This is a genomic window from Hymenobacter fastidiosus (assembly GCF_039539565.1).
In the GTDB taxonomy this organism is placed as follows: Bacteria; Bacteroidota; Bacteroidia; order Cytophagales; family Hymenobacteraceae; genus Hymenobacter; species Hymenobacter fastidiosus.
The window spans coordinates 1-14,679 of record NZ_BAABDJ010000019.1; the positions used below are offsets into that span (position 1 = coordinate 1).

The window sequence follows — 14,679 nt, forward strand, 5'->3', positions numbered from 1 at the left end:
GCTGCAGGCCAAGTACGCCCAAACCCAGGCCACGCTGCGCTGGGCCGCCGGCGGGGTGGAGTAGCCGTTCGTGCATTCCGACCGGGTCCAGTCAGCAGCCCTGGCGCTCCGCCCTCCGCCCGCGCTGGGGTTCTTCTGTCTACAGGGTGGATTTACACGGTAAAGCGATACATCCTCATTTCTGCTATGCCAGCACAGATAATGCAAGGCGATTATTAAAAAGGATTCCCTTTGTGATACCCTCAACTCTCCTGCTACATTGCTCAGAACCGCCCTTTTTGCAGTTGTTTTTCAACTGCCTTTTCTGATAATCGGCTATTTTCAGGCTTAGCCTGTAAATCTGCCTAATTAGGAAGAAAAACCTCTCATAAAAGTAAATGTCCCCGCAGTATAAGTGCATTTTCTCAGCACTGCTGGTTTCGTTCGCTGGAAAGCAGGGTGTTGTTAAACAAATAGGGAAAAACCTCCGACTCGGACGCCCAGCTGCTTTATTTTCATAACTAGCACATTGGCTGACAATAGATTACCCGGTGTGTGGGCAAAACGATAGTCGTAACGTTCATTTGCGCTAGCTGCTTTCGATTGCGTTAAGGGACGTGTAAGGCTACCTGTTTTTCGATGCTCTTACCCCGCGTTTGCACCTCCTCACAAGCGACTAAACTATTTAACTGCGGACTCGGAGGTTTTACCCTATTTGTTTAACAACACCCAACTTGAGAAAAGTAAAAAAAGCGTTGAAAAAAGGCTTCGCGGTGGCCGGAACCGCGGAACTGACCGGCATCAGTCGCGCGAGCGTTGAGCGCTACCGCAAGCACCTGCAGGCCGCGCTCACCTAAAAGCACGGCTGCCCCGAAAGGATTCGCGTAATTTCATCCTCCCACTGCTGTAAAAAGGCCTTGTTGAACCCGCCAAACCGGGTCAGAACAGCGCAGCGACCACCCCGGCCGAAACCCTGAACAGCCTAATCAGCAAGGCCCGCCACCCGCACAATGAAAATACTCTTGAGTTGCCTGTTGCTTTTCAATGTCCTGTGTTTCCTGCTTTTCGCCCTGGATAAGCGCAAAGCCCAACGGGGCCAGCGGCGCATTGCCGAAAAAACGCTGCACCTGGCCACGCTGCCCGGCGCGGCACCCGGCGCGTGGGCGGCTATTTTCCTGCTGCACCATAAGAATCGCAAAGCCGCTTTCTGGGGCATCACCCTGGCGCTGACGCTGCTGCAAGGGGCGGTGCTCTATTTCACGTGGACCTATTTTCGGGCGCAGCTTTAGCCGCGTAAGACATTGTCAGGCAGAGCAATAATCACGAGTATTACCAGCTATGCGATTGAGTCGTAGGTTTCCCCCTATTTGTTTAACAACGCCCACCAGTCGGGGATGGACGCGGGGAACGAGGCGGGGCCAGCACGGTGGGCGGCAAGCCGTTCGTGTTGGGCCAACAGCCGAAATGACGGACAGCAGACGGGTGAATCCGTCTGCTGTCCGTCATTTCGCAACTACTCCAGGCTTCGTTTTCCTGGCTTGCCGCTTACTTCTTGCTGCTCGTTTTGCCGGGTTTCAGCACCACTTTGGTCCATCCATCATCGCGGGTATTAAAGTGCTTGTACGCATCGGGGGCCTCCGCAAGGGAAAGCTCGTGGGAAACGATAAAGGAAGGCTTGGCTTTGCCGGAAGAAATCAGCGCGCAGAGCTCCCGGTTGTATGATTTCACATTGGTCTGGCCCGTTGCGATGCGCTGTCCCTTCATCCAGAAGCTGCCAAAGTCGAAGTCCATGTGGCCTTTTTTCTGCAGTTCCTCTTTGGATTTCGGGTCTGCGTTAACAAAAACGCCCACCACCCCAATCGAGCCCGTAAATTTCACCGCCTGGACTAGTTCGTTCATGGTTAGGTTGGACTGTTCCTGGCCGTGCCTGTTGCAGCACTGGTAGCCCACGCATTCGCAGCCCCGGTCGGCACCCTGGCCGTCCGTTAGTTCCAACACCTGGTCAACGGGAGAGCCTTTCGTCGTATCAATGGGGATGCATCCCAATTCTTCCACCAGTTTCAGCCGGTCGGGGTGGCTGTCCACCACCATGATTTTGTCGGCCCCTTTTATCCGGGCCGACAGCGCGGCCATAAGCCCAACCGGCCCGGCGCCGTAAACGACCACCGATTCCCCTGGTTTCACCCCCGCCAGCTCCGTGGCGTGGTAGCCCGTCGGGAAGATGTCGGAAAGCATGGCGTAATCATTTTCCTTCTCGCTGGCATCCTCCGGCAATATCTGGCAGTTGAAATCCCCGTTCGGAACGCGCAGGTATTCGGCCTGCCCGCCCTCGTACGGCCCCATGCCGGCAAAACCATAGGCCGCCCCGGAAAAACCGGGGTTCATCGTCAGACAAAACGCGGTGAGTTGACGCTCACAATTTCTACAATGGCCACAGCCGATGTTAAAAGGCAGGCACACCATATCGCCTACTTTAACGTGCACCACCGCCGTGCCGACCTCGATGACCTTACCCAGGTTCTCATGGCCTAAAATCCGGCCTGCTTCCATGTTGGTACGGCCTTCGTACATGTGCAGGTCGGAGCCGCAAATGTTGGTGGTGGTAATCTGCACCAACACGTCAGTGGGTTGCTCAATTTTAGGGTCGGGCACGTCGGATACTCGCACATCCAAGGGGCCGTAGTAAACAAGTGCTTTCATGATTTCGGGATTAAAGGTCTACCTTAACCCCCGTGGTAACGGCGTTGTTTTACAAAGGGTTGTCACTACTTGGCCCATGAACAGCTCATTCCGTTGGGGTAAATGAAACAGCGACGAAAGCTGCACCAAATACCGGGATGCGCCCGAACCTGAAGCCCCGGTGGGGCCAACGCGGTGGCCTGTTCGCCCGAATTGTCGGGCGCCCGACAAAACTTCGTTTTGTCCTGACCTCGGTCCCGGCCGTCGCCGTATCAGTAAGAGCCCGGTTTGTTGCCGCCCCCGCCCACTAGGGTGTTGTTAAACAAATAGGGGAAAACCTCCGACTCAGGCGCACAGCTGTCTGATTTTCATGATGAGAACCCTGGCTGACAATGCATTACCCAACATGCGGGTATAACGATAGTCTTAACGTTCATTTGCGCTAGCTGCTTTCGATTGCGTTAAGGGACGTGTAAGGCTACCTGTTTTTCGATGCTCTTACCCCGCGTTTGCACCTCCTCACAAGCGACTAAACTATTTGACTGCGGACTCGGAGGTTTTACCCTATTTGTGTAACAACACCCCAAATAGGCTCATTTTCCGGGTCCAAAAAGGCTTAGTGTTGTTTTCCGTTCCTACTATCGTGCGCCCCCTTCACTAGTTAACCTTTGGACCAAACTTTTAACCAAGGCCATTAGGGCGGTGGATCTTCTTTCACATCAGCGTATCACCTTGTAAAATGCTCTACGCGGGAGGTTGCCCTACTTTGGCTCCAGCAACCACCTTCTCGCTGCTTCTATCGTCTTATCCTGGGCAGCATCCGGCGAGTGCTCCACCACAACATCAGGGGCTATGCCGTTCAAATACGGGTTACGGTTTTTATCCGCCATATAGCCTGTTGCAAGGAAAAGGTACGCCCCATCCGAAAGCTTGAAGTTCTGGTTTGTGGTGGTATACCCTGCAGAAGGCTGACCAAAGAACTTCGCGTTGCCAAGCCCCTTCAAGGCGATGGCTACCATCTCGCCGCTACTCCCGGTTAGGGAGTCGATCAGAACAGCTACCCTACGCTGCGTTGTAGCAGCTTCCGCTGCTCTTTGTTCCTTTTCTTTACCGCTCCAGCTTCGCAGAGGTCTTTCCTTTTTATACTTATGCCGTGGCAAGATGAAGTAGCCGTAAGTCCCCTCTCCGATGAGTGCCTGGAGCCCATTGATCATGGGGTGCATATTTCCGCCCGTATTATGCCGCAGGTCGACAACCCAACCCGTTATTTTGTTTTGGGTTTCAAGCGCCTCCAGCTGGCTCCGTATGCCGTGGGAAAAGGTCTGCCCTGCCGATGCGTTCATCGAAACCAATTCCGGCACCTTTATGTAACCTATCCCATTTCCCAAGTACCTGCTTTCGGCTTGCTTGCCCTCATAGCTCGACGAGGTCCAGTTGGCAGCTTTTTCCTTCGGCATGAAAAAAGAATGCTTATCGCCCGCGTTTCGGAGCGTGAGCAGGATATGGTCGATGACGGGCTTACATTCCTCGACGGTTGCCAGGCCCTGTACTTTTTCCTGGACCTCGTTTCTCAACTGACCCCAATCAATAGAATCAGCAAACAGAGAGTTCTTCTTTATTATCTGTTGGAATCTATCCATGTACTGCACAACCTCCTTAGAGGGCTTAGCGTCTGGCTCTCTTGTTTGGGCAAACAAGCTGCTCGCAGCCACTATTAGCGGTAAAATCAATAGTCTCATCGGTGACTTTATTCGGTAGGACATAGAGCTAAGCTGTTAGCGGTAACTTCATGAGATGGATGCATTCACCAGATGCAGAAAAGGGAAGAGTGGTTGGCCGAAAACAAAGATTTTCCTCTGGCCACGTTATCGCTCAAGAATGGGAGTTGTTAAACAAATAGAATTTTGGGCAAGGTCGCGGGGGTGTTCTTTCCCCTCTTGTTCCTTCCTTTTGTCCCTTAACATAAGGCCAGGTATACCCGCCGCCTTGAAATAGTGGCAGTTTTGGCTCTGCGGTGATGCTGGCTGCCGGCGTGGTACTTTAGCGGGGGCAGAGCCTCAATTGAGGGTGTTTACGGAACGCATTCCTGCCGGGTATTTCGGGAACCAGGAACCGTAGCCGGGTCTTCTAACGCATTCCACGCTGCAGGGCCAGGACTACGTGTTTCATAGCAAGGGGGCAGGTGGGTACGAGGTTGCACAAGGAACAGAACAGCCCACTGGCCGACGCCCTGCGAGCGGCAAAAGTTGCTTTTATTTCGCGGGTCACCTCAAGTCAGAAGGAAGCAACAACAGCATGGAGTTGATTTTGTGAAAATCCCTTTATTGCAAAATAGCTAATTGCTGTGGTTTTACCGGGGTTTTGACCGGGGCCTTACGTGTGCTGAACTAGCGCAAAATACACCGGCATTCCCAGCGTAATGTTTAGGGGAAACGTGACCCCCAGGGCCATGGGCAGGTAGAGGCCCGGGTCGGCTTTGGGCGCGGCCAGGCGCATGGCCGCCGGCACGGCAATGTAGGAGGCGCTGGCCGCCAGGATGGCAAAGATGAACCGGTTGCCCACGCTCTCCGTAATGCCGCGGCTGGCGACGGCCACCACGCAGCCGTTGAGCAAGGGCACGAGCACGGCGAAGGCCGTCACGAAGCGTCCGTAGCGCAGGAAAGCGGTGAAGCGCCGGGCGGTAACCATGCCCATTTCGAGCAGAAAAATGGCCAGGAAGCCCTTGAAGATATCCGTGGTGAAGGGCTTGATGCCGTCGGCCTGCTTGGTGTCGGCAATCAGGCCAATCACGAGGCTGCCGAGCACCATCAGCACGCTGCCGTTGGTGAAGGCGTGCTGCACGATGGAGCCCATCTGGGGGGCGGCTCCGGTGTCGTCGGCCTCGTAGCGCCGCATGAGCATCACGCCCACAATAATGGCGGGGGCTTCCATCAGGGCCATCACGGCCACCATGTGCCCGCCAAAATGCAGCTGCTGGGCTTCCAGAAACGACGTGGCCGCCACAAACGTGACGGCACTCACCGAGCCGTAGGCCGCCGCCACGGCCCCGGCATCGGCAATGCTGAGCTTCCGCTTGAGCACGAAGAACGTGTACGTCGGAATCAGCGCCGACACCAGCAGCCCGAACCCCAGCGAATACAGTATCTCGGCGTTGAACGGGCTATGGGCCAGTTCCTGCCCGCCCCTGAAGCCGATGGAAAACAGCAGATACAGGGAAATAAACTTGATGGTGGTGGGCGGGATTTCCAGGTCGCTTTTCACCGCCGTCGCCACAATGCCGAGCACGAAGAACAGCAGCGTAGGATTGGTCAGGTTCAACAGCAGTAAGTGTGCATCCATGCGATAACAGAAAAAGAGAAGGAATACAGGATAACCGATGAGACGCCAGGCTTGCCCGTAGCCCGCGGCTACCGGCAAGCAGGAGCCCAAAAGCGGCACAAAACTATCCATCCTTTTCAGTTAAATAATCATCAAAAAGAGATTTGTTATTAACAGAAACAGAGGCTGTTTAGGGTTTCGAAAAAGCTGTCATCCTGAGCGGAGCGAAGGACCTTATCACGTCCGTACCACTTGGAATTAGGCCAACATGAGCAGGCGTGAGCAGGTCCTTCGCAAGCGGACGCCAGATGAAGGATGACAAACGACGAAAAAACCGAAACCCTAAACAGGTTCATAGTAAAGCTATTAAAGCAGGTGCTCGTCTTCCTGCCGAGGCGAGACTATTTTTTGACGCCAGGGCAACTAGCTCCCCAATCGAAAGGCGTGGCGTAGAGTCATTGAAAGCGGATTGAGGTTACTGCTTGCAGCACCCCACCCAATTTGCAGAAGGCCGTGCCCCATCATCTGCCTCATCCTGCCAGCCCGTTGCTCAGAGCGGGTGGTGTTGCGCTGGGTGGCCCATCAACCGGCGGCGTTGGCTTACCGCCAGCTACCGGGCGAGCTACAGCAGCTCCACCAACGTTTCCAGGGCCATGCCGCGGCTGCCCTTCACCAGCACCTGCCGGTTGAGCACCGGGTGTTGACGCAGCCACTCTGCCGCTTCGGCCTTGGTGGCAAAGTGCGGTGCGGGCCGGGCCACCGCCGCGGCCGCGGCCATCTTGGGCCCGATGAGCACGGCCGGCTGCGGTGGCCCTTGCACCAGCTTGCCCACCCGGCGGTGCTCGGCCGGGCTGTTGTCGCCCGGCTCAAACATGTTCATAACACTGGCTGAATCCCGTAGCCGGCGTACACGGCTGCACCCGGTGGGGCCGGCTGCTCCAGCCGCCGCCGGCCCGAGCCCAGCGTGTAGCGCCGCAGCGCGCAGCGCAGGCCCACGCTATCGATCCGGTCGTGGCGCTCGTAGCCATACGCGCCGGCCGGGCCCGTACGCAACGCTACCCAGTGCCGGTCCAAATACTGCAAGGCTTGCCGGTAGCCGCGGTTGGCCAGCGCTGTACTGGCGTTCACCACTGGTGCCTTCCGGGTCTGGCAATCCAGATGGAGTTTCAGAATCAGCAGCAGGGCGAGCAGGCACATTTTCATCATAACAACTTCTCCACCAGCGCCTCAGCCTTGCTGATGGCCGCCCCCAAACCGGCCGCGTTCTTGCCGCCGGCGGTGGCGAAGAACGGCTGCCCGCCGCCGCCGCCCTGGATTTCCTTAGCCAGCTCGCGCACCAGCGTGGTGGCGTTGAGCTTGCCGGCTTTGGCGATGTCGTCGTCGAGCATCACGGCCAGCTGGGGCTTGCCGTCGATGTCGGCGCCGAGCACCAGCACGAGGTTTTCCACGGTCTGGCGGAGCTGATAGGCCAGGGTTTTGAGGCCATCGGCGCTGCTCACCTGCACCTGGGCGGCCAGGAAGTTGATGCCGTTGAGCGGCTTCACCCGGGCGGCCAGCTGCTCCTTCTGCTGGCTCAGGCTTTGCAGCTCAAACTGCTCGAGCTGCTTGCGCAGGCCGGCGGTTTCCTCGGTCAGCTTCTGGATGCCGGGCAGCAGGTGCTGGGGGTTGCCCAGGGCCTCGCGCACCTGGCTGAGCAGGTCGAGCTGCTGGTCCACGTAGGCTTCGGCCGTTTCGCCGGTCACGGCCTCAATGCGGCGCACGCCGGCCCCCACGGCGCTTTCGGAGGTGATTTTGAAGAAGCCGATTTCGCCGGTGCCGCGCACGTGAATGCCGCCGCAGAGCTCCACGGAGTAGTCTTTGTCGAAGGTGATGACGCGCACGAACTCGCCGTACTTCTCGCCGAACAGGGCCATGGCACCCAGGGTTTTGGCCTCGGCAATGGGCACGTTGCGGCGCTCATCGAGCGGAATCTGCTGGCGGATGCGCTGGTTGACCATGCGCTCAATCTCGCGCAGCTGCTCGTCGGTCACCTTGGTGAAGTGGGAGAAGTCGAAGCGCAGCAGCTTATCGTTCACGAGCGAGCCTTTCTGCTGCACGTGGCTGCCGATAACCTCGCGCAGGGCGGCCTGGAGCAGGTGGGTAGCCGAGTGGTTTTTGCGGATCAGCTCGCGGCGGGCGTGGTCGATTCTGGCCGAGAAGTCGGCGTCCAGGTCCAGGGGCAAATCCAGTACGGTGTGCACGATGAGGTCGTTTTCCTTTTTCGTGTCAATCACCCGCACCTTGCTCAGGGGGCTGGTCAGGTAGCCCGTGTCGCCGATCTGCCCGCCCGACTCGGCGTAGAACGGGGTCTGGTCGAGTACCACCTGGTACTCGGTCTTGCCCTTGGCGGTGGTTTTGCGGTAGCGCAGGATCTTGGCCGGGGCCTCGTCGAGGTCGTAGCCCACGAAAGCCGGCTGCTCGTCGGATTCGGTTACTACGGTCCAGTCGCTCTGCTCGGTTTCCTGGGCGTTGCGGCTACGGTTTTTCTGCTGCTCCAGCTCCTTTTTGAAGCCTTCCTCGTCCACCGTCAGGCCCTTTTCGCGGGCAATCAGGGCGGTGAGGTCGAGCGGGAAGCCGAAGGTATCGGACAATTCAAAAGCGGTTTTGCCGTCGATGCGGTTGCCGTTCTGGCGGGCCGCTTCTTCCAGGGCGTCGAGGCGGCGCAGGCCGTTTTCGAGGGTTTTGAGGAAGGCAATTTCCTCCTCTTCCACTACGCGCTGCACGAACTGGGTCTGCTGCTTGAGCTCGGGGAAGATGTCGCGCATCTGCTCGGCCAGCACCGGCACGAGCTTATAGAGAAACGGCTGCTTGAAGCCCAGCGACGAAAAGGCGTAGCGCACGGCCCGGCGCAGAATCCGCCGGATCACGTAGCCGGCCTTCACGTTGGAGGGCAGCTGCCCGTCGGAAATGGCGAAGGAAATCGTGCGGATGTGGTCGGCAATGACGCGGATGGCAATGTCGGTCTTCTCGTTTTCGGTAGCCGGCTGGTCCGTCACCTTGGCCGGGGCCGTGCCGTGGTACTGAATGCCGGCCTCGTTGGCAATGAACTGAATCAGGGGCTGGAAGACGTCGGTGTCGTAGTTGGACTTCACGCCCGACACGGCCATCATCAAACGCTCGAAGCCCATGCCCGTATCTACGTGCTGGGCAGGCAGTTTCACCAGCGACTTATCGGCCAGGCGCTGGAATTCCATGAACACGTTGTTCCAGATTTCGACCACCTGCGGGTGGTCGGCATTCACCAGCCCGGCCCCGCCCTGCCGGGCAATTTCAGCGTCGTCGCGCAGGTCGATGTGGATTTCGGTGCACGGTCCGCAGGGGCCCGTGTCGCCCATCTCCCAGAAGTTGTCCTTCTTGTTGCCGGGCAGAATCCGGTCGTCGGTGGTGTACTGCCGCCACAGATTCCGGGTTTCGGTATCGGCTTCCAGCTGGTCGCCTTTATCGCCCTCGAAGTAGGTGACGTAGAGGCGCTCCTTGGGCAGCTTGTACACGTCGGTGAGCAGCTCCCAGGCCCAGGCAATGGCGTCCTTCTTGAAGTAGTCGCCAAACGACCAGTTGCCGAGCATCTCGAACATGGTGTGGTGGTAGGTGTCGTAGCCGACTTCCTCCAGGTCGTTGTGCTTGCCGCTCACCCGCAAACACTTCTGGGTGTCGGCAATGCGCTTGTAGGGCGCGGGCTTGTTGCCCAGGAAGTAGTCCTTGAACGGAGCCATGCCCGAGTTGATGAACAGCAGCGTCGGGTCGTCCTTCACCACGATGGGCGCCGAGGGCACGATGTGGTGGCCCTTGGAGGCGAAGAAGTCGAGGAACTGCTGGCGGACGTGGCTGGCGGTGGGAAGGGACATAAGCAGTACCGCGAAGGTTGACTTCGCGAGTCGTAAGGTTCGTGGATGGCAGAGCCGCCGGAATTGGCCGCGGCCGGGATTTTGGCTACTTTTCGCCTTTCCGACGGAAAGGCGCTGCCGGCAAAGTTAGCCGACTAAGCCGGAAAGCGAAATTGCCGCTCCACAACGCCCTGTTCTGGTTGTCATGCTGAGCGAAGCCGAAGCATCTCTACCGCTTCGTCTGAATAGCATTCCAACGAAGCGGTAGAGATGCTTCGGCTTCGCTCAGCATGACATTCTTTTTGCCCCGAATTCCCTACCCGATGCCCTATAAAGACCGCGAAATCGAGAAGCAGTACTTCACCATCGGCGAGGTGGCGGCCCAGTTCAACGTGGCCCCGTCGCTGATCCGGTTCTGGGAAACCGAGTTTGAGGAGCTGCGCCCGCGCAAAAGCAAGAAGGGCAACCGCCTCTACACGCCCCAGGACATCGACATTTTCCGCACCATCTACCACCTCGTCAAGGAGCGCGGCTACACCATTCCCGGCGCCCGCGATATGCTCAAGCAGAAAGGGCCCCAGCTCAAGGAGAAGATCGACGTGATTCAGAGCCTGGAGAAAGTACGGGGGTTTCTGCTCAACATGAAAAAGGAGATTGAGGCGATAAACAAGGCTGGCTGACTCCTGAGTCTGCCAGCCTGAGCCTGCGAAGGCCCTTCCTCGTCGTTGCTACTTACCACTATTAGAGCGTGTGGACACTTAACGAAAAAGGCGGTCATGCTGAGCTTGTCGAAGCATCTCTACCGCTTTTTTGCGGCAAAACGTTCGGTAGAGATGCTTCGACAAGCTCAGCATGACTGTTTCGATGGCTTCAAAGGCCCTTTTAGCTAAGTGTCCACACGCTCTAGATGATCTCAGCCTTTTACTGCGCACTTTGCAAGGGCTGAACTCAGTAAATTATACTTACAGAGAATGAAGAGGAAGGTCCTTCGCAAGCTCAGGATGACAGGTAATTTTTAGCCTTATGCGCTCTGCATCCGATATCTACTTCTGCCGATAATGCCTGCTGCTCCCGACGAACTCCTCTTCCACGAAGTCGCCCTCACCCTCTTCCCCGGCGTCGGCCCCCAGCTTACGCGCCAGCTGATGAGCTACGGCGGCTCGGCCAAAAACGTGCTGATGCTGCCCCCGGGCAAGCTGCGTAAGATTCCGGGCGTGGGCCCGGCCACCGTACTGGCCCTGACCGGTGCGGCCCGCAGCGCCGCCCTGCACCAGGCCGAAGCCACGCTCAAGAAAGCCGCCGCCGAGGGTATCGAGCTGCTGTTCTATACCAGCAAGCGGTTTCCCCGCCGCCTCCGGCAGATTGCCGACGCTCCCGCCCTGCTCTACTACCAGGGTACGGCCGACCTGAACCAACCCAAAACTATAGCCATCGTCGGCACCCGGCAGGCCACCGACTACGGCCGCGAGCAGACCGTGCGCCTGGTGCAGGGCCTGCTGCCCCACCGCCCGCTGGTGGTCAGCGGGCTGGCCTACGGCATCGACATTGCCGCCCACCGCGCGGCCCTGCACGAAGGCCTGGAAACCGTGGGCGTCATGGCCACGGGCCTCGACGTGCTCTACCCCCACGCCCACCGCAAAACGGCCGACCAGATGCTCACCCAGGGCGGCCTGCTCACCGAGTTTCCCTTCGGCACGCCCCCCGACCGCTACAACTTCCCCGCCCGCAACCGCATCATCGCCGGGCTGGCGGATGGTACGGTGGTGGTGGAAGCCGCCGTCAAAGGCGGGGCCCTGATCACGGCCGAGCTGGCCCTGAGCTACGACCGCGACGTGCTGGCCGTGCCCGGCAACCTGGGCAGTCCGGCCTCCGAAGGCTGCAACCAGCTGATCCGGACCAACAAGGCCGCCCTGTATTCGGAGCCCAAAGACTTAGAGGAGCTGCTGAACTGGGACGAGGCCCTGCACCCCACCGGCAAAGCCCGCCCCGCCCCCGCTTACGACCCGGCCGATTTCACCCCCGAAGAGTTCCGAATTATCGAAGCGCTGCGGCCCGGCGAGGAGCTGCTCGACAACCTGAGCTGGAAGCTTCGGCTGCCGGTGCATCAGGTGGCTTCGCTGCTGCTGGGGCTGGAGTTCCGGGGCGTGGTGAAAGCGCTGCCGGGCAAGCGGTTTGGGCTGCTGTAGCACTCCTTTGGGTAGAACCAGCGGGCCGGCGGCCGGTCTGTCTGCCTTCTTCCTGAATCCTATTTCCACTCCTGATTTTTCCGCCGTTTTTTAGATGCATGAAAAAACTTCGACTTGTTTTCTCCGGCGTGGTCCTGATTATCCTGGCCGGGCAACCGGCCACCGCCCAAACGCTGGACCCCGGCTTTGCGGCGGCCAGCATCTACGCGCCGGGGCAGGTATTTGCGGTCGTAGAGCAGGCCGATGGCCGGCGCGTGGCGGTGGGCACTTTCACCCGCGTGAATGGCACGGCCACGCCTTCCATTGCCTGTTTCAACCCCGATGGCAGCCTGGACGCCACGTTTCGGCAGAACCTGGGCCCAGCCAGCGCCGCCTTCCGCGTCCGCAAAGCCAACAACGGGCAGCTGCTGATTACTTCCTATGCCTTCGACGGGACGCTCACTATTGGGGGCGTCAGCCGGCAGGAGCCCGTGCGCTTGAATGCTAATGGTACCGTTGATGCTGCTTTCAACACCGGCACCGGAGCCACCAAGGCGGGCCGCCGCTCCTACCTCAACGACGTACTGGCCCTGCCCAACGGGCAAACGCTGGTGGTGGGGGAATTTGATGCCTTCAATGGCGTACCCGCCCCTGGCATTGCCCGGCTCACGGCCTCGGGTGCCGTGGATGCCGGCTTTACGCCGGGCACCGGGGCCAGCCGGGCCATTGGTACTATCGTAGCCGCGCCGGGGGGTAAATTGCTGATTGGCGGCTATTTCCAGCGCTACAACGGCACCCTTTGCTATAGCCTGGCCCGGCTGAATGCTGATGGCAGCTTTGATAACACCTTTACGCGGGGCCGGGCTTACAACAGCGTCGACAACATCGTAGTGCAGGCCAACGGCAACATCATACTTGCCGGTGACTTAAACGGCCCGCACCCGACACTGGACCGGCTGCTGCCTACGGGCGCTAACGACCAGACTTTCGCGCCGCCGACAGCCCTGCGCGCTTATAGTGTTGCGTCCTACATCAGTGACGCCGTTCAGGTCCAGCCCGACGGCAAAATAGTGTTTTTCACCAATTACGACCTGACTGGTCTTGGCATCCCGCGGGTAGGACGCCTCAACTCCGATGGCAGCCTCGACGCCTCGTTTCAGGCCGGCACCGGCCCCAGCCTCAACCCCTATGCCCTGGCATTGCTGACCAACGGCACTGTATTGGTAGCCGGGCAGTTCACCGACTTCAGCGGCACTTACAACCGCCCCCTGATGCAGCTTACGAGTGCCGGCGCGCCGGACGCCACCTTCCGCCCGCTGATCCAGGCCCCTGGTACGGTGAACGTGGTGGCGCAGCAGCCCGATGGCCGGCTGGTGGTGGGGGGCAATCTATCCGAGGTAAACGGGCAGCCCGTGCATCACCTGGTACGGTTCAATGCTGATGGCTCCCTGGACGCCGCCTTTTCGGCCAATGTGGTGTTGGGGAATAGGGTCACTGGTTTGGCTTTGCAGCCCGATGACCGGGTGTTAACCCTCAGCGGCGGCGTGCTACGGCGCCAGCTCCCGTCGGGCCTACCCGACAACACCCTGAATCCGCAGGGAGTAGCGGACTTCCCAAGCCGGGCTATCCTCGTCCAGCCCAATGGTCGCATTCTGGTGGGCGGCAGCATTGGGGCGGCGGTTCGGGTATCTGCCAAGGTGGTCCGGCTGCTGCCCGATGGTTCCCGCGATGCCACGTTCGCGCAGCCGGAAACCGGTCCGGGCAGTCTGAATCAGTTTGAAACCATGGCCCTCCAGCCCAATGGCAAGATCCTGGTGGCGGGCTCCTATATCGGCGCCAATGGCCAGGACTTCAGGACGCTGGTGCGGCTGGAAAGCAACGGGACGGCTGACCTCAGCTTTCAAGGCCGGGAATTTGCCAGCTCCTTACAGTTCAGCTTCTTCAGCTTAGCGGTGCAGCCCGAGGGCAAGATTCTCGTAGGCGGCAGCTTTTCGGCTTATGATGGCAAGGCCCGCGCGGGCCTGGTGCGCCTGCAGGCCGATGGCGCCCTTGACGCCGGCTTTACGCCGCCGGCTTTCAGCGGCACGATCAATAAAGTGCTGCTGCAACCCAACAACCGCATTCTGGTCGGCGGCGGTTTCACCAGCCCCGGCCTGCCCACCAACCTGCTGCGCCTGCTGCCCGACGGACAGGCCGACGCCACGTTTGCCAGTACGGCGGCCCCCGATGCGGGCGTGCATACGCTCCTGGCCCAACCCGATGGCAAGCTGGTTGCAGGCGGCAGCTTCACCTCCTTCGGCGGGCAGCCCCGCATGGCCCTGGCCCGCATCACGGCCCCGAACGTGCTGCACGTAGCCACCCCCCGGGCCGTGGCCGGGCACACCGCCGTCTGGCCCGTGCCCGCCCACGCCACCCTGCACGTGGCCCCCGACGCCGCGGCCCACGCCCAAACGCTGGACCTGCTCGACGCCCTGGGGCGTACGGTACTCCACCAGGAATTCTCCGGAGCTTCCGCTACCCTTGCCCTCGACACGCTGCCCGCCGGCATGTACCTGCTGCGCGTGACCTACGCCGAAGGTATCGTAAGCCACCGCGTGCAGGTGCAATAGGTTGCATCGCCGCCAGTTGTAGCCAAGGGGACGAACCGCGTGGTTCGTCCCCTTTTTTGGGTTGTA

The 14,679-nt window shown here is 59.5% G+C and carries 11 protein-coding genes; 5 read left to right on the forward strand and 6 right to left on the reverse strand.

What is annotated here, in order from left to right; all coding sequences use genetic code 11:
- The first annotated feature begins 713 nt into the window (after positions 1-713).
- Both ABD833_RS10735 and ABD833_RS10740 read left to right on the forward strand, forming a co-directional pair.
- The gene (locus tag ABD833_RS10735) at positions 714-836 is read left to right on the forward strand and encodes a hypothetical protein (RefSeq protein WP_345072909.1); all 123 of its coding nucleotides are present in this window, start codon (positions 714-716) and stop codon (positions 834-836) included.
- Between the two features lie 153 nt (positions 837-989).
- Positions 990-1,268, forward strand: coding sequence for a DUF1294 domain-containing protein (locus tag ABD833_RS10740; RefSeq protein WP_345072910.1), 279 nt, complete (start codon positions 990-992; stop codon positions 1,266-1,268).
- A gap of 256 nt (positions 1,269-1,524) precedes the next feature.
- On the opposite strand, the gene ABD833_RS10745 is transcribed toward ABD833_RS10740, so the two are convergent.
- From ABD833_RS10745 to alaS, 6 genes are all read right to left on the reverse strand, one after another.
- A complete protein-coding gene (locus tag ABD833_RS10745; protein ID WP_345072911.1) occupies positions 1,525-2,679 on the reverse strand; it encodes a glutathione-independent formaldehyde dehydrogenase in 1,155 nt (384 codons plus the stop codon).
- Between the two features lie 740 nt (positions 2,680-3,419).
- On the reverse strand, positions 3,420-4,421 hold the full coding sequence (locus tag ABD833_RS10750) for a S41 family peptidase (RefSeq protein ID WP_345072913.1): 1,002 nt from the start codon (positions 4,419-4,421) through the stop codon (positions 3,420-3,422).
- Positions 4,422-5,031: 610 nt separating this feature from the next.
- Positions 5,032-5,997: a sodium-dependent bicarbonate transport family permease gene (locus ABD833_RS10755; RefSeq protein WP_345072914.1), complete on the reverse strand. Its 966-nt coding sequence runs from the start codon at positions 5,995-5,997 to the stop codon at positions 5,032-5,034.
- A 601-nt stretch (positions 5,998-6,598) separates the two neighbouring features.
- Positions 6,599-6,856, reverse strand: coding sequence for a hypothetical protein (locus tag ABD833_RS10760; RefSeq protein ID WP_345072916.1), 258 nt, complete (start codon positions 6,854-6,856; stop codon positions 6,599-6,601).
- Positions 6,853-7,173: a hypothetical protein gene (locus tag ABD833_RS10765; RefSeq protein WP_345072917.1), complete on the reverse strand. Its 321-nt coding sequence runs from the start codon at positions 7,171-7,173 to the stop codon at positions 6,853-6,855. The genes ABD833_RS10760 and ABD833_RS10765 overlap by 4 nt, the downstream gene beginning before the upstream one ends.
- Positions 7,174-7,178: 5 nt before the next feature.
- Positions 7,179-9,860: an alanine--tRNA ligase gene (alaS, locus tag ABD833_RS10770; protein WP_345072918.1), complete on the reverse strand. Its 2,682-nt coding sequence runs from the start codon at positions 9,858-9,860 to the stop codon at positions 7,179-7,181.
- A gap of 302 nt (positions 9,861-10,162) precedes the next feature.
- Here alaS and ABD833_RS10775 point away from each other — a divergent pair, with 302 nt between their 5' ends.
- The 3 genes from ABD833_RS10775 to ABD833_RS10785 all read left to right on the forward strand — a co-directional run bounded on the left by ABD833_RS10775 (position 10,163) and on the right by ABD833_RS10785 (position 14,613).
- Positions 10,163-10,519 (forward strand): MerR family transcriptional regulator, encoded by a 357-nt coding sequence (locus tag ABD833_RS10775; protein WP_345072920.1) that lies wholly within the window; start codon positions 10,163-10,165, stop codon positions 10,517-10,519.
- Positions 10,520-10,897: 378 nt separating this feature from the next.
- Complete coding sequence (dprA, locus tag ABD833_RS10780; protein ID WP_345072922.1) at positions 10,898-12,025, forward strand: DNA-processing protein DprA; 1,128 nt, start codon at positions 10,898-10,900, stop codon at positions 12,023-12,025.
- Between the two features lie 98 nt (positions 12,026-12,123).
- A complete protein-coding gene (locus ABD833_RS10785; RefSeq protein ID WP_345072923.1) occupies positions 12,124-14,613 on the forward strand; it encodes a T9SS type A sorting domain-containing protein in 2,490 nt (829 codons plus the stop codon).
- Positions 14,614-14,679 lie beyond the last annotated feature (66 nt).